Origin of the sequence: Micromonospora sp. NPDC005254, from assembly GCF_042872525.1 — a bacterium.
GTDB lineage: Bacteria > Actinomycetota > Actinomycetes > Mycobacteriales > Micromonosporaceae > Micromonospora.
This window is the reverse complement of the sequence record NZ_JBIAKM010000009.1, coordinates 185,788-201,377: the sequence shown is the minus strand read 5'-3', so window position 1 is coordinate 201,377 and position 15,590 is coordinate 185,788. Positions and strand designations below refer to the sequence as shown.

The 15,590-nt window shown below is 71.0% G+C and carries 13 protein-coding genes; 5 read left to right on the top strand and 8 right to left on the bottom strand.

Annotation, left to right across the window (positions count from 1 at the left end):
* Nucleotides 1–7 precede the first annotated feature (7 nt).
* Entirely contained in the window at nt 8–1,120 is a 1,113-nt protein-coding gene (locus ACFYPR_RS26225) for a DNA glycosylase AlkZ-like family protein (protein ID WP_387262958.1), read from the bottom strand.
* Nucleotides 1,121–1,256: 136 nt separating this feature from the next.
* On the opposite strand from ACFYPR_RS26225, the gene ACFYPR_RS26220 reads away from it, so the two are divergent.
* Together ACFYPR_RS26220 and ACFYPR_RS26215 are read left to right on the top strand one after the other, a co-directional pair.
* Nucleotides 1,257–2,867, top strand: a complete 1,611-nt coding sequence (locus tag ACFYPR_RS26220; protein ID WP_387262955.1) for a hypothetical protein — start codon at nt 1,257–1,259, stop codon at nt 2,865–2,867.
* A 74-nt stretch (nt 2,868–2,941) separates the two neighbouring features.
* On the top strand, nt 2,942–3,082 hold the full coding sequence (locus ACFYPR_RS26215) for a hypothetical protein (protein WP_354855038.1): 141 nt from the start codon (nt 2,942–2,944) through the stop codon (nt 3,080–3,082).
* Here the strand turns inward: ACFYPR_RS26215 and ACFYPR_RS26210 are convergent.
* The 6 genes from ACFYPR_RS26210 to ACFYPR_RS26185 all read right to left on the bottom strand — a co-directional run bounded on the left by ACFYPR_RS26210 (nt 3,079) and on the right by ACFYPR_RS26185 (nt 10,152).
* Nucleotides 3,079–4,341, bottom strand: coding sequence for an ROK family protein (locus ACFYPR_RS26210; protein WP_387181709.1), 1,263 nt, complete (start codon nt 4,339–4,341; stop codon nt 3,079–3,081). The two genes, ACFYPR_RS26215 and ACFYPR_RS26210, sit on opposite strands and share 4 nt — an antisense overlap.
* Before the next feature lie 112 nt (nt 4,342–4,453).
* A complete protein-coding gene (locus ACFYPR_RS26205; RefSeq protein ID WP_387262951.1) occupies nt 4,454–5,560 on the bottom strand; it encodes a substrate-binding domain-containing protein in 1,107 nt (368 codons plus the stop codon).
* A 51-nt stretch (nt 5,561–5,611) separates the two neighbouring features.
* Nucleotides 5,612–6,910: a multiple monosaccharide ABC transporter permease gene (mmsB, locus tag ACFYPR_RS26200; RefSeq protein ID WP_355135977.1), complete on the bottom strand. Its 1,299-nt coding sequence runs from the start codon at nt 6,908–6,910 to the stop codon at nt 5,612–5,614.
* Nucleotides 6,907–8,454 carry a multiple monosaccharide ABC transporter ATP-binding protein gene (gene mmsA, locus ACFYPR_RS26195; RefSeq protein ID WP_355135975.1) on the bottom strand — a complete coding sequence of 516 codons (1,548 nt, stop codon included), beginning with the start codon at nt 8,452–8,454 and terminating at the stop codon, nt 6,907–6,909. The genes mmsB and mmsA overlap by 4 nt, the downstream gene beginning before the upstream one ends.
* Before the next feature lie 523 nt (nt 8,455–8,977).
* Nucleotides 8,978–9,673 carry an alcohol dehydrogenase catalytic domain-containing protein gene (locus tag ACFYPR_RS26190; RefSeq protein ID WP_387262947.1) on the bottom strand — a complete coding sequence of 232 codons (696 nt, stop codon included), beginning with the start codon at nt 9,671–9,673 and terminating at the stop codon, nt 8,978–8,980.
* 86 nt (nt 9,674–9,759) lie between these two features.
* Nucleotides 9,760–10,152 carry a PPOX class F420-dependent oxidoreductase gene (locus tag ACFYPR_RS26185; RefSeq protein WP_354855033.1) on the bottom strand — a complete coding sequence of 131 codons (393 nt, stop codon included), beginning with the start codon at nt 10,150–10,152 and terminating at the stop codon, nt 9,760–9,762.
* Between the two features lie 158 nt (nt 10,153–10,310).
* Between ACFYPR_RS26185 and ACFYPR_RS26180 the strand changes: the two genes are divergently transcribed.
* Nucleotides 10,311–12,059 (top strand): ATP-binding cassette domain-containing protein, encoded by a 1,749-nt coding sequence (locus ACFYPR_RS26180; protein ID WP_387262944.1) that lies wholly within the window; start codon nt 10,311–10,313, stop codon nt 12,057–12,059.
* Nucleotides 12,049–13,497: an aminotransferase class V-fold PLP-dependent enzyme gene (locus tag ACFYPR_RS26175; protein ID WP_387262941.1), complete on the top strand. Its 1,449-nt coding sequence runs from the start codon at nt 12,049–12,051 to the stop codon at nt 13,495–13,497. The genes ACFYPR_RS26180 and ACFYPR_RS26175 overlap by 11 nt, the downstream gene beginning before the upstream one ends.
* A 12-nt stretch (nt 13,498–13,509) precedes the next feature.
* On the opposite strand, the gene ACFYPR_RS26170 is transcribed toward ACFYPR_RS26175, so the two are convergent.
* Nucleotides 13,510–13,908 carry a hypothetical protein gene (locus ACFYPR_RS26170; protein WP_354855030.1) on the bottom strand — a complete coding sequence of 133 codons (399 nt, stop codon included), beginning with the start codon at nt 13,906–13,908 and terminating at the stop codon, nt 13,510–13,512.
* 279 nt (nt 13,909–14,187) lie between these two features.
* Between ACFYPR_RS26170 and ACFYPR_RS26165 the strand changes: the two genes are divergently transcribed.
* Complete coding sequence (locus tag ACFYPR_RS26165; RefSeq protein ID WP_387262938.1) at nt 14,188–15,444, top strand: family 16 glycosylhydrolase; 1,257 nt, start codon at nt 14,188–14,190, stop codon at nt 15,442–15,444.
* Nucleotides 15,445–15,590 lie beyond the last annotated feature (146 nt).

Sequence of the window (15,590 nt, the reverse complement as noted above, 5' to 3'; positions counted from 1 at the left end):
TCACCCGTCAGCGCAGACCCTCGGCGGTCAGTTTGAGCCAGGACGCGAGGTCACGCAGCTCGTCGTGCACGGCTCGGGTCAGCTCCGCGGTGAAGGGCACGTCCTCGTGGACGGCGTGCACCGTGAACGTGCCGCGCCGACGGTCGGCCGTCGCGTCGACCTTCCCGACCAGCGAGTCGCCGTGCAGGATCGGCAACGCGAAGTAGCCCCACCGCCGGCTGGCCTTCGGCTTGTACATCTCCAGCACGTACTCGTACTCGAAGAGCTCGGCGAGACGGACCCGGTCGTGCACCAGCCGGTCGAAGGGCGACAACACCGCCGTACGCCCGGCGAAGGGCTGCCCGAGCGCGGCCGGATCCACCCGCCAGACGCCCGGGACGCCCTCGACGACCGCCGGCTCCCCGGCGGCGCCGACGTCCGCCGGCTCACCCGGAACGACCATCGCCCTCTCCCGCGCGATGCCCAGGGCCCGCAGCCGCCGCTCGTTGCGGAGCCGGTGTGCCTCCTCCAGGCCGACGACGGGTGTGCCGGCCGGGTAGACCCGCTCGGCCACGTCCCACAGGCGCTGCCGGCCCCGGCGGCCGGCGACCGCGACCTCGCCGCGCAGCACCAGGAACTCCAACATCTGGGTGACGTTGCGGTTGTTGGTCCACCCGGACGACGGCCAGGGCACCACGCAGGTGTCCGGGATGTCGCGGGAGAGCAACGGCCCGCTGCGCGCGAGCAGGTCGAGCACGTCACGACGGAACGAGTCGTTGCTCCGCAGCCACGCGCGCGGCCGCTCGTGCGTGGGCCAGGCCGCCATCGCGGCGAGGTAGAGCCCCAGGTCGTCCATGGGACGCACCATCGCCTGGTGCTCGAAGAGCGTCCGGTCCCGTTCGAGGGCCTGTTGCAGGTGCACCGGCTCGTACGCCGAGCCGAGCCGACTCCAGCAGACCAGGTCCGCGCTCGGCGCGACGGCGGCGGTCGGGTCGATCTGCACCAGGGTCAGTTGTCGGACCACCGCCAGCAGGTCGGTCGGGCGCGGGGCGGCCAGCAGTTGGGCGCGGACGGCGATCCGCCGGGCCTGTGCCCTGTCGAGTTGGTGGACGACCACGCCGCCGAGCTTAGCGGCGCGCACCGACATCACTCCGCTCGACGAAGTCGGATTCCGGCCCGTCGCCAACTCGACTCAACGTGCCGATTCACTCACCCACGGTGCTCCGATGTGGACCCCGGGCCCGGGTTGGCCGGGCCGCAGAGATGGGAGCGTACGTGTGAAGCCCAGAATCCTCCGTCGGGTCGCCGCGTCGGCCGTGGCGCTCGCCTGCGCCGTGCTGGGCGCGGTCGCGGTGCCGGCCGCCCCGGCGACGGCCAGCCCGATCCGCAACGCGACCGCATGGTCGGTGCTGCTGTGCAAGTTCAGCGACAAGCCGGCGGAGCCCCAACCGCCGTCGCACTTCGCCAACTTCCTCACCGCCGCCGGGGCCGGCACCGGCGGGGTCGCCGACTACCTCGCCGACCAGTCCGGTGGTCGGGTGTCGCTGGCCGGCTCGGTCGTGCGGGGCTGGTACACGATGCCGTACACGCTTGCCCAGTTCGGGTCGATCGACAGGTGGACCCGGATCCAGCACTGCGTGGACACGGCGGCGACCGCCGGTTACGCGGTGCCCGCCGGCAACCGGATCGCGGTCATGCTCAACGACTGGGTGGATTCCGGCGCGGCCGGCGGCCGGGTGCTCCTCGACCCGGGCGCCTGGAACGTCGGCTTCGCCGCGCACGAGATGCTGCACGGTTACAACCTGGGGCACTCCTTCTCCAACGACACCACGTACCAGAACGCGCCGTGGTCCCAACCGGGCGAGTACGACGACCCGTGGGACGAGATGAGCGCCATGCACATCCACGCCTTCGGCACCGCGAACTACGGCACCAGCGCGGTCGGGCTCAACGGGCCGCACCGCGACGAGTTGAGCTGGCTGCCGAAGAACCGGGTGTTCACCATGGCCGCTGACGGGATCGGCTCCCGCACCCTTATCCTGGCCCCGCTGGAGGTGCCCGCCGCGAGCGGCCCGCAGCTGGTCCGGATCCCGTTCGACCCGGCCGACCTCTTCCACTACTACACCGTCGAGTTCCGCCGCAAGACCGGCTGGAGCGCGGGCATCCCCGCCGACACGGTGCTGCTGCACGAGGTCCGCGACGGCACCCCCACCCTGCTGCGCACCGGCCCCGGCGGCGGGCCGGCCCAGTCACTCAACGCCAACGGCGTGCAGATCGGCGTGAACTGGCTCTCCGGCGACGCCGCCTCGGTGACCGTGACCACCGACGTGGTCAACCGCTGCCTCCAGGGCTACGTCTGGCGCGAGGCCCGCGCCGGCGACCTGGTCTGCGTCACCGGCGCCACCCGCAGCCAGGTGTGGGCGGACAACGCCGCCACGGCCAGCCGCTGGGTGAACGGCCCGTACGGCCCGCACACCTGCGTCGCCGGCTACGTCTGGCGCGAGGCGTACGCCGGGGACGACGTCTGTGTCACCGGGGCTCAGCGCAGCCAGGCCGCCGCCGACAACGCGGCCGCCGCCTCCCGGCGCAACCCGGCCCGGCTGGTGTCCGGTCCGAACACCTGCGTCAGCGGATACGTCTGGCGCGACGCCGACCAGTCCGACTACGTCTGCGTCACCGGCGCGACCCGCTCCCAGGTGCTCGCGGACAACGCGGTCGCGGCGAGCCGGTGGGTCAGCGGCCCGTACGGCCCGCACACCTGCGTCGCCGGCTACGTCTGGCGCGAAGCGTTCATCGGCGACGACGTCTGCGTCACCGGGGCTCAGCGCACCCAGGCTGCCGCCGACAACGCAGCCGGCCCTGGGCGGGTGCTGCGTCCCGCCGGATGATCGACCGCGCCCCCGGTGGCCCGACCACCGGGGGCGCGTACGCCTCGACATCGGGCCGACTAGATTCGGTGGGCGTGACGATCTCGTTGGACGGCCGGCGGTTCGCCGCCCTGGCGGATGTGGTGGCCGGCGAGGTCGGCCTGGAGCTGCACGAGTCCTGGGCCTGGGAGTCCCGGCCGGGCAACGGGACCAGCGTGGTACGGCAGATCGCCTAGACCGGGCCGGCGGAACCCGACTGACCGGCGACGCCAACGTTGAGCGGATCGGCCAACAGCTTGTCGAAGGCCAACTCGGCGGCGCCGATCAGGACGGCGTCGCGGCCGAGCGCCGCCGCGCGCAGCCGCAGGTGCTCGCGGGAGGCCGGCAGCGGCATGGCGTCCAGCCGTCGCCGCACCGTGTCCGCGCCGGCGATGAAGATGTCGCGCAGCGAGCCACCGAACACCACGGCGTCGGGATTGACCACGTTCACCAGGTTGGCCACGCCGAAGCCGAGCCAGTCGGCGACCTGCTCGACGGCCCGGCGGGCGGCCGGATCGCCGTCCGCCGCCGCGCGCAGCACCTCGGTCACGGCGGCGCGGTCGTCCGGGTCGCGGCCGGCGTGGCGCAGCAGCGCGGCTTCACCGATCTCGGTCTCCCAGCAGCCACGAGAGCCGCAGCCGCACGGCAGGCCATTCGGGTTGACGACCATGTGGCCGACCTTGCCGCTGTGACCCCGGTGGCCGATCATCAACCGGCCGCCGACGACGATGCCGGCGCTGATGCCCAGGTCGCCGTGCAGGTAGATGAGGTCGTCGATGCCGGGGGCCACGCCCCGGATGTGCTCCGCCAGGCCCGCGATGTCGGCGAGGTCGCCGGCCACGAACCCCGGGCCGGCGGTGAGTTCGGCCTCCAGCGCCACGCTGAGGCCCTCGTCGACGCCGACGATCCGGAGCCTGCCGTCCGGGTCGCGGGTGGTGTCGGTGACGGCGACCGCTCCCCCGACCAGCAGCGCGTCGGAGGCGACGCCGCGTTCCATGTCGCGAACGAGATCGGCCAGCGGGCCGACGGTGTCGACCGCCGACATGCCACCGGGACGGGCGACCTCGCGCCGGTCGAGGATGCGACCGCCGAGGCCGACCCGCGCCGCGCGCAGCCGGTCGGCGTCGATGCTGAGCGCGTGCGCGTAGACCCGGTCGGAGCGGGGGCTGACCACCAGGGAGGGACGGCCGGCCCGCCGGGCGGTGGTCGGCGCCTCCTCGGTGACGAGGCCGCTGGCGGTCAGGTCGGCGGCGAGCGCGCCGATGGTGCTGCGGTTGAGGCCGAGGCGGCTGGTCAGCTCGGCCCGCGACGTCGGCCCGTGCAGGTGCACGTAGCGCAGCACGGCGCCGAGGTTCTGCCGCCGGATCTCCTCCTGGCTCGCGCCGGGGACCGAGGGCAGCGGGGATTCGGTGTTGCGGCCGACGCCGGCTGGCCTGGACCGTACTGGTGTCGCCACGGTCAGACCTCCTTCCGGGTCGGTGCAGGTTGGTGTGGGGGTGCAGGGACGACGATGGGTCCCGGTAGAGGAGACCCGGGACCCATCGGCGTTACTACCTACCGTGCGGTGATTACTTGGTGAGCGGCGCGAGCTTCGGGTCGTTCGCGTACGCCTCGGCCGCGTTCGCCTTGGTGACGGCGACCGGCGGGAGCAGGAACGTGTCCACGACCTTGCTGCCGTTGTTGTAGGACTTGGTGTCGTTCACCTGCGGGGCGTTGCCAGCCTGGAGAGCCTTGACCATGTTGATGGTCTCCTTCACCAGGTTGCGGGTGTCCTTGTTGATCGTCATGTACTGCTCGCCAGCGACGATCGACTTGACCGACTCAACCTCGGAGTCCTGACCGGTGACGACCGGGGTCGGCTTGCCAGCACCCTTGACCGAGGTCAGGATGGCGCGGGCCAGCGTGTCGTTCGGGGAGAGGACGCCGTCCAGCTCCTTGCTGCCGTAGGTCGAGGTCAGCAGCTGGTCCATGCGGGCCTGCGCACCCTCGGCCTTCCAGCCCTGGATGGCGGTCTGCTTGACGTCCTTCTGACCCGAGGCGACGACGACGGTGCCCTTGTCGATCTCCGGCTTGAGCACGCTCATCGCGCCGTCGAAGAAGACACCGGCGTTGTTGTCGTCCGGCGAGCCGGAGAACAGCTCGATGTTGTACGGGCCGTTCGGCTTCTTGGCCTTCATGCCGTCCAGCAGGGCCTGGCCCTGGAGCTGGCCGACCTTGAAGTTGTCGAACGCGACGTAGTAGTCGAGGTCCGGCGTGTTCTTGATCAGACGGTCGTACGCGATCACCTTGGCGCCGGCGGCGTGCGCCGCGGCGACCTGGGTCGACAGCTGCGCGGCGTCGGTCGCGCCGATGACGATGACCTTGGCGCCCTTGGTGGTCATGGCGGTGATCTGGGCCTGCTGGTCAGCGACCGTGGTCGACGCGCCGGCGTACTGCACGTCAGCCTGGAAACCGGCCTCCTTGAGGCCGTTGGTGAACAGGTCACCGGCGAGGACCCAGTTCTCCGAGGTCTTGGCCGGGAGGGCCACGCCGATCAGCGAGTTCGCCGCGAAGCCCTTGGCGTTGCCGCCGTCGGAGCTGCCGGAGTCGCCGTCGCGGCCGGAACCGCAGCCCGCCAGGGCCAGCATGGCGGCGGCGCTGATGGCCACCACCGACGTGCCGAAGAATTTACGCATGGTGAGGACTTGCCTTTCTAGATGTGAGACGGGTGGAGAGGTCGGTGGCCGTCAGCCGGACACCGCTGCCTTGGCGGGCTCGCGCTCCGCGTCCGGCGGTGAGGCGGGTGGGGCGGAGTCGTCGCGACGGAACGGTCGCATCAGGCTCCCGATGATGGAGAAGCGCCCCTGGCTCTTGTTGTAGACGTCGATCGCGACGGCCAGCAGCAGGACCAGACCCTTGATGATCTGGACGCGGTCGGTGCCGACGCCCATCAGCTGGAGGCCGTTGTTGAGCACGGCCATGACGAGACCACCGACGATCGAGCCGCTGATGGTGCCGATACCACCGGAGACGGCCGCGCCACCGATGAAGACCGCGGCGATGGCGTCCAGCTCCCAGCCGTTGCCGTCCTGCGGACCGGAGGCCGCCGAACGGGCCACGAAGATCATGCCGGCCAGCGCGGCCAGGACGGACATGTTCATCATGACGAAGAAGTTGACCCGCTTGAGCTTCACGCCGGACAGCTCGGCCGCCCGGGAGTTGCCGCCCACCGCGTAGATGTGCCGACCACCGGCCGTGTTGCGGGTGTAGAAGGAGTACGCGATCACCAGGACCAGCAGGATGATGCCGGAGATCGGGAAGCTGGTGCCGACCCGACCGCTGGCGAAGCGCAGCGCCGCGAAGGCGATGACCCCGACCATGATGGCCATCCGCAGAATCGAGATCCACATCGGCGCCGGGTCGGCGTCCATCGCCCGGCGAGTCTTGCGGGCCTGGATCTCGCGCCACACCACAGCCACCGCCGCGGCCAGACCGAGCAGCAGCGTGGCGTTGTTGTAGCCGGTGTTCGGGCCGAACTCGGGCAGGAACCCGGAGCCGATCTCCCGGAAGCCCTCCGGCACCGGGATGCTCTGCGCGTTACCGATGAACTGGTTGCCGCCCCGGAAGAGCAGCATGCCGGCCAGGGTGACGATGAACGCCGGCACCCCGATGTAGGCCACCCAGAAGCCCTGCCAGGCGCCGATCACCGCGCCGATGGCGAGGCCGAACACGATGGCGGCGGGCCAGGGCAGATCCCACTCGGTCATCGACTTGGCGACCAGGATGCCGGCGAAGGCGGCGACCGAGCCGACCGACAGGTCGATGTGTCCGGCCACGATCACCATGAGCATGCCGATGGCCAGGATCAGAATGTACGAATTCTGCTGGAACAGCGCGATCAGGTTGTCCGACCGGAGGGTGAGGCCATCGGTCAGGATCTGGAACAGGACGACGATCGCCACCAGGGTGAAGATCATCCCGAACTGGCGAGCGTTGGAGGTGGTGCCTCCGAAGAGGTTCTTCTGAAGGTCCTTCAATCGGCTCATCGTGTCAGCATCTTCTTCGTCGAGGTCATCTGCTTCATGAGGTTTTCCGGGGTGGCGTCGGCCCGGGCGATCTCGCCCGTGATGGCGCCTTCGAACACGGTGTAGATGCGGTCGCAGAGCCCGATCAGCTCAGGCAGCTCCGAGGAGATGACGACGACGCCCTTCCCCTGGTCGGCGAGCCGCTGGATGATGCCGTAGATCTCGTACTTGGCACCCACGTCGATGCCGCGCGTCGGCTCGTCGAGGATCAGCAGGTCCGGGTCGGTGAACATCCACTTGGCCAGGACGACCTTCTGCTGGTTACCGCCGGAGAGCTTGGAGACGCTCTCGTCGACCGTCGGGGCCTTGGTCCGCAACTCCTTGCGGTACGCCTCGGCCGCTTGGTACTCCTCGACCTCGTTCAGGACGCCGCGGTGGGAAATCTTGGACAGCTTGGCGGCCACCGTCGACGACTTGATGTCGTCGAGCAGGTTGAGGCCGATCGCCTTGCGGTCCTCGCTGACGTACGCGAGCCCGTTGTCGATCGCGTCCGCGACCGACTTCAGGACGATCTCCTTGCCGTCCTTGATGATCGTGCCCGACTCGTACACCCCGTAGGAGCGGCCGAACACACTCATCGCGAGTTCCGTGCGGCCCGCGCCCATCAGGCCGGCGAAGCCGACGATCTCGCCGCGGCGCACCACGAAGCTCTCGTCCTTGCAGACCTGGCGCTCGGCGGAGATCGGGTGCCGGACGTTCCAGTTGCGGACCTCGAAGAAGACCTCGCCGATGTTCGGGGTGTGGTCCGGGAACCGGCTGGCCAGCTCGCGGCCGACCATGCCCCGCACGATCCGGTCCTCGTCGACCCCGTCCGCCTTGACGTCAAGGGTCTCCACGGTCCGGCCGTCGCGCAGGATGGTGATCTGGTCGGCGATCGCCTCGATCTCGTTCAGCTTGTGCGAGATCATGATCGAGGTGATGCCGCGCGAGCGGAACCCCCGCAGCAGATCCAGCAGGTGCTTGGAGTCCGCCTCGTTCAGCGCCGCCGTCGGCTCGTCCAGGATGAGCAGCTTCACGTCCTTGGCGAACGCCTTGGCGATCTCCACGAGCTGCTGCTTGCCGACACCGATGTCCTTGATCAGGGTGTCCGGGTCCTCCTGGAGGCCGACCCGGGCCATCAGGTCCAGCGCCATCCGGTTGGCGGCCTTCCAGTCGATCGCGCCGTGCTTGCGCGGCTCGTTGCCGAGGAAGATGTTCTCGGCGATCGACATGCCCGGGATGAGCGCAAGCTCCTGGTGGATGATCACGATTCCGGCGTTCTCACTGGCCCGGATGTCGGAGAACCTGCTCTCCGACCCCTGGTAGATGATCTGGCCGTCGTAGCTTCCGTACGGGTAGACCCCGCTGAGGACCTTCATCAGCGTGGACTTGCCCGCACCGTTCTCGCCGCAGATGGCATGGATCTCGCCGGCGCGAACCACCAGGTTGACGTCGGAGAGGGCCTTGACTCCGGGGAACTCCTTGGTGATGGAGCGCATCTCAAGGAGGGTGGGCACGTCGTTCATCGCTCGTACCACCTCGCCAACGTCATCGTTGCCTCCGGAAGGTTGAACCTTCACTCGGTTTTGTTGTTGACGGCAACGTATTGCGGCGAACAGCCCATCCGCAAGGCGAGGGCCTGTTGAAAATGTAACAATCCGGCAATATAGACGTAGCAGAGTGTTCGCCCGTCACAGCCGCCCCCGCAGCCCCTCGTGGCACCATGGCCTGTCGGTGGCAACGTTGTCAAATGCGGGACCGAAGGATGATCGTTTCCGGTCGCTGCTACCAGGCCCGCCACCAGGCACGATCCCCGCCGGCCGGACGAAGCGCGACCTACCCGCGAGTACGCCGCCATCGAGCGATCGTGATCGCGCGGCGCCGCCGGCACCGCCCCGCGGGCGCGACGACCACCCTCGGCCGGCGGTGTGACCCACGCCTCCCATGGCGGAGCGGATCGACGACGGTGATCTCGTCACGCGCACCACCAGGGAGGCTGAACCTCCCTTACGTGCGGATCAGGCCCAAAGGGCACGATCCGCCGGCCGGTCAGCTCGGGCGCAGCACCGCCTTGATCACCCCGTTCTCCCGACGGTCGAAGCTGCGGTACAGCTCCGGCGCGTCGGCGAGGGTGCCGTGGTGGGTCACGATCACGCCGGGCCGGGCACGACCCGCGACGACCAGGTCGCGCAGCAGCACGGCCACGGTGTCGCCGGCCTGGACTCCGGCGAGGGTGGCCGCGGCGTGCCAACCGCTGACGAACGCGTCGGCGAGCAGCACGAAGTCGTCCTCGTGCGCGTCACCCGGCTCCCCCGGCACGGGCACGCAGTTCGCGTCGGCCCATGGCACGCGCAGCAGGTCGGCCTGGGCGCCCCGGTACGGGCCCATCCCGGCGTAGCCGTACGCGGCGCCCGGCCCCTCGGCCCGGGCCCGCAGGCAGGCTGCCGAGAGCCCGCGGGCGCACATCACGCAGGTGCCGCAGAACAGGTGAGTGGGGATCACCACGCGGGTGCCCGGACGCACGGTCTGCACCGCCGAGCCGACCTCCTGCACCACGCCCAGCGGTTCGTGACCGAGCACCAGCCCGGGGTCGGCGCCGGTGCGCCCGTCGTACATGTGCAGGTCGGTGCCGCACAGCGCGGTGGAGGTGACCCGCACGAGCGCGTCGGTCTGCGCCTCCAGCGCCGCGTCGGGCACCTCCCGCACCGCGACGGTCCGGACGTCCGCGTAGACGACGGCTCTCATCCCGACCCCCTTCCGGTGGTGGAGTGTCGGTCTTCCCCCGGTCGGGTCGTTCATGCTGTCGCGATGTCGGGCGGCCGGCGGGCCGGTCAGCCCATCGAGCGGACCCGGTCGGCCTCGATGGTCAGGATGATCCGGACCTGGTCGCGGCCGCCGAACCACGGGTACGGCCCATCGAGGTAGCGCTGGGCCAGCCGCTCGATGTGCTCGGCTGCGCCCTCGGTGCTCAGGTCGACCACCCGGCCCCGGACCTCGTGGTAGCGGCCCGGCTTGTCCGGGTCGGAGATCGCCACGGCGACCCGGGGGTCCCGGCGGGCGTTGCGCGTCTTCTGGTGCGTCTCCACCGTGTTGATCAGGATGTGCGTGCCGTCGGTGTCCACCCACGTCTGGGTGAGCTGCGGCGAGCCGTCCGGCATCAGCGTCGTCAGGTAGCAGGTGCTCGGCGCGCGCAGCAGGGCGAGCAGGTCATCGGGCAGGTTCACGTGCCGGTCCTTTCCGGTGGCGTCCAACCTCGCGTTGGTCGCCCGGCAACAGTCGCACGTCGTGATCGAGGCCCCGGCGGCGCCCGGGGCGCGACGTAGCATCGGCGAGGCACGATGTCAGGCGTACCACGTCACCGACCGGATCGGGCACCCTCGACATGACGACCGAGCAGACCGCCGCACCACCGCGTACCGGCGTCGCCATCGTGGCCGACGGCCTGGGCCAGAGTGTCCGAGGTGGACAGCGCATCCTGGACGACATCTCCCTGACCATCGCGCCGGGCGAGCTGGTCGCGATCATCGGGGTCAGCGGCGCCGGCAAGACCACCCTGCTGGAGACGCTGGCCGGCGTCCGCCGACCGGCTGCGGGCACCGTGGCGTACGACGGCAGCGCCGCGCCGGGCGCGGTCGGCTTCGTCCCGCAGGACGACATCATCCACCGCGAGCTACCGCTGGCCCGCACCCTGCACTACGCGGCCCGGCTGCGCCTGCCCTCCGGGACCGGCCCGGCCGAGGCGTCGGGTCGGGTCGCCGCGGTGCTCGCCGACCTGCGGCTCACCGAGCGGGCCGACGTGCCGGTGGGCCGCCTCAGCGGCGGTGAGCGCAAGCGCGCCAGCATCGCCGTCGAGCTGCTGACCCGACCCGGCGTGTTCTTCCTCGACGAGCCCACCTCCGGGCTGGACCCGGCGATCGCCGTGGAACTGCTCCGGGTGCTGCGTACCCTCGCCGACGCCGGGACCACTGTCGTGCTCACCACCCACCAGATCACCGACGTGGACCGTTGCGACCGGGTCGTCGTGCTGACCCGCCAGGGCCGGTTGGCCTACGCCGGCACGCCCGCCGCCGCCCGGGAGTTCTTCGGCCTGCGGTCCTTGGCGGAGGTGCACCTGCGGCTTGACGAGGAGTCCGACCCGGCCGGGTGGCCCGAGCGCTTCGCCGCGTACCGCGACGCCGACCGGGCCGCCGACACGGTCGACCCGGGCCCGGCCGGCCCGTCCCGCGCTGGGAGCGATCCAGGCACCACGGAGCACCCGGGCGGGACCGACGACCCGGGCGGGAGTGCCGCACGGCGGGTCGGCCGGTTGCGTCAGTGGATGCTCCTCGCCGCGCGCAACGCGGAGATCGTCGCCCGCAACCGGCTGACGCTGGCGATCCTGCTCGGCTCGCCCCTCATGGTGCTCGGCATGTTCGCGCTGCTGTTTCGCCCCGGTGCCTTCGACCCGGCGAACCCCCGCCCGACCGTCACCGTGATGATCCTGTTCTGGATCGCGTTCGGCGGCTTCTTCTTCGGGTTGACCTACGGGCTGCTCCAGATCTGCACGGAGTTGCCGATCCTGCGTCGGGAGCGGCTTGCCGGTGTCCGGCTGCTCCCGTACCTGCTGGCGAAGGTCGCGGTGCTGCTGCCGCTGCTCGCCCTGGTGGATCTGGCCCTGCTCGGGGTGCTGCGGGGCATGGACCGGCTGCCCCCGGTCGACGGCGGCGACTTCGCGGCCCTGTACGCGACCCTGCTGCTCTCCTCGGCGGCCGCGCTCGCGCTCGGCCTGCTCTGCTCGGCGGCCGTCTCCGACGCGGCCCAGGCGACGCTCATGCTGCCGATGCTGTGCTTCCCGCAGGTGCTGTTCGTCGGGGCGATCCTGCCGGTGCCGGCCATGGCGACCGGCGGCCGGTGGCTCAGCTACGCGATGTCGAACCGGTGGGCGTTCGAGGGGCTGGGGCACACCGCCGGGGTGGAGCGGCTGTGGCGCGACGGCGGCTCGCCGCTCGGCCCGCCGCTGTTGCAGACGTACGGCGACAGCTTCTCCCGGCCGATCTTCCTCGACTGGCTGGTGCTCGGCGGGTTCGTGCTGCTCTTCCTCGCCGCCGCGTGGGTGGTCCTGGAGCGCCGGGAGGCCCGCCGTGCGTCCTGAGCACGCCCCTTTCCCCTCACCTGCGGCGCTGCCCGGGTACGCCGACACCGCCCGGATCGACGAGCTGCGCGCCACCGAGTACCAGCACCTCGACCGGCACGGCCAGGTCTACCTCGACTACGCCGGCGCCGGGGTGACCGCGCAGGCTCAGGTGCGGGCGCACCACGACCGGCTGCTGGCGAGCCTCTACGGCAATCCGCACTCGGAGAGCCCCACCAGCGTGGCGGCCGGGTCGCTGGTGGAGTCAACCCGGCGGGCGGTGCTCGACTTCTTCCACGCCGACCCGGCCGAGTACGCGGTGGTCTTCACCCCGAACGCCAGCGGCGCCTGTCGACTGGTCGGCGAGGCGTACGACTTCGGCCCGGCCGCGCCGTTCGCGCTGACCTGGGACAACCACAACTCGGTCAACGGCATCCGGGAGTACGCCCGGGCGGCCGACGCGCCGGTGCGGTACGTGCCGCTGAGCGGGCCGGAGCTGCGGGTCGCCGAGTCCGACCTGGTCACGGTGCTCGACGCCGGGCGGCGGGGGCGGTCCGGTCGCCGTGGACTGTTCGCGTACCCGGCGCAGAGCAACTTCTCCGGCGTGCAGCATCCGTTGGACTGGGTCGAGCTGGCCCACCGGCACGGCTACGACGTGTTGCTGGACGCCGCCGCGTTCGCCGCGACGAACCGGCTGGATCTGCGTGCCGTCCGACCCGACTTCGTCTGCCTGAGCTGGTACAAGCTCTTCGGCTACCCGACCGGCGTCGGCGCGCTGCTGGCCCGCCGCGACGCGCTGGCCCGGCTGCGCCGGCCGTGGTTCGCCGGCGGCACCATCCGCGCGGTCAGCGTGCAGGGCGACTGGCACCGCTCGATGGACGACGAGTCGGCGTTCGAGGACGGCACGCCCAACTTCCTGAGCATCCCGGATGTCGAGTTCGGGCTGCGGTGGCTCGACTCGATCGGCGTGGACCTCGTGCACACCCGGGTCGGGCTGCTCACCGAGTGGCTGCTGGGCCGCCTGTCCGCGCTGCGGCACCGCACCGGCGAACCGTTGGTGCGGGTGTACGGGCCGACGACGGGCGTGGGTCGGGGCGGCACCGTGACGTTCAACGTCCTGCGCCCGGACGGGTCCCCGGTGGACGAGCGACTTGTCGCGCGGGAGTCCGCCGCGGCCGGCTTCTCGCTGCGGACCGGCTGCTTCTGCAACCCGGGAGCCGGTGAGGGCGCGTTCGAGATCAGCGGGACCTCGTTGCGGCGAGGGCTGCTCGCGCGGGTCGACACGATCGATGAGTACCTCGGCGCGCTGCGGCTGCCGACCGGCGGCGCGGTCCGGGTCTCGTTCGGCCTGGCCTCCAACGCCTCCGACGCGCAACGCTTCCTCGCCTTCGTCGAGGCGTCCTACCTCGACCGGGAGGTCGGCGCCGAGCCGCCGCTGCCTCCCCGCCTGCGCTGCTGACGCGCCCGCGGGCTAGACGGCCTGCGGCACCGACGCCGGGCGGTGCTTGATCTCCTCCATGAACGCGAAGCGGGCGGTCAGTTCGGCGAGCGTCAGCCCGGCCCGCCAGGCCGCGGCCACCTGGACGACCTGGACGAGGTCCATGCAGTCACCGCGCGCGAGAACCTCGCCCGCGGACCGGAGGTCGATCATGAAGTATCGGGCCTGCGAACCCAGCCCGATGCAGACCACACCCTGATCGGAGTGCAGCTCGGCGCAGGTGAACCGGGCGCGCCCCTGCTCGGGGGCGGTCACCCGCCCGACGTCGAGCTGGTGGTGGGCAGCGGTCTCGATGAGCGCGGGGGCGAGGCCACCCCGCTCGACCAGGTCCGGGTAGAGGCGCACACCCAGCGCCGTCGACGCGTCGCTCATGACTGACTCCCACTTCCTTGTGACAGAGACCAGCAGCACGCAGGTTACGGGGAGGTTTCCTGCGGACCTCGTCATCCTGTCCCGCGTGGACGCTCCACGGCAATAGGAAGGGTCGATTCGACCGCTATCGAGGGGTGCGATCAGGCGGTAACGGACCGTCGTCGCATTGGAAACACTCTTGACAGAAATTCCTCATATCGACATGCTTCGCTTTAGAGAGCGCTCTCCGAGACTCTCCGACGCGCCGCCTCCGCCACCCACCTCGCTGAGGAGCCTCCCGTGTTCACAGCCCGCCCCCCATCCCGCCTGCGTCCCCTCGTCCTCGCGGCGGTCGTCCTCGTCACCACCCTCGCCTCCCTCACCCTCCCGGGACAGTCCGACCGGGCCGAGGCCGCCATCGGCCCGCTCACCTGGCAGGACGAGTTCAACGCCCCGGCCGGCACGCCCGTCGACCAGAACAAGTGGCGCTTCGACATCGGCGGCGGCGGCTGGGGCAACAACGAGCGGCAGTACTACACCAACAGCACCAGCAACGCGGTGCACGACGGCCAGGGCAACCTCGTCATCACCGCCCGCCGGGAGAACCCGGCCAACTACCAGTGCCACTACGGTCGCTGCGAGTACACCTCGGCCCGGCTGCTGACCGCGGCGACCTTCACCCAGACGTACGGCCGCTTCGAGGCCCGCATCAAGATCCCGCGCGGCCAGGGCATCTGGCCGGCGTTCTGGATGCTCGGCACCGGCGGCGGGTGGCCCGACGCCGGCGAGATCGACGTCATGGAGAACATCGGCCGGGAGCCGAACACCGTCTACGGCACGGTGCACGGGCCTGGCTACTCCGGTAGCGGCGGCATCACCGGCAGCCGGACCCTCGGCAGCCCGCTCGCCGACGGCTTCCACGACTACCGGGTGGACTGGGAGCCGGGTGCGATCACCTGGTACCTGGACGGGGTGCAGTACCACCGGGTCGACCCCGCCCGACTCGGCGGCAACCGGTGGGTGTTCGACCACCCGTTCTTCATGATCCTCAACGTGGCGGTCGGCGGTAACTGGCCCGGCTACCCGGACGGCTCCACCCAGTTCCCGCAGCAGATGCTTGTCGACTACGTCCGGGTGTCGAGCTACACCTCCGGCGGCGGCGACCCGGCGCCCGGCACCACCCGGATCCGGGGAGCGCAGAGCGGGCGCTGCATCGACATCCCGAGCGCCAACCCGGTCGACGGCGCCAAGCTGCAGATCTGGGACTGCAACACGACTGCGGCGCAGGCGTGGACGTTCGCCTCCGACGGCACCGTGCGGGCGATGGGCAAGTGCATGGACCCGGCCTGGGCCGGCACCGCCAACGGCACCGAGGTCAACCTGGTCAGCTGCAACGGCAATCCGGCCCAGCGCTTCACGCTCAACGGCGCGGGCGACCTGGTCAATCTGAGCGCCAACAAGTGCGTGGACGTGCGGGACGCCAACCCCAACAACGGCGGCAAGCTGCACCTGTGGGACTGCCTCGGCGCGGCCAACCAGAAGTGGTCCCGCTTCTGACGAGGCCGGCACGAGCGGTGGGGGGGGCCGGGCCCCCCCCCGCCCCCCCCCCCCCCCCGGGGGCAAAAACGCCCCCCCGGGGAGCCTGTTTAGTTCGGTGGTCCGGGCGCCCCCAAAACCCCCCCCGCTGTGGGGTTTTATGAAAA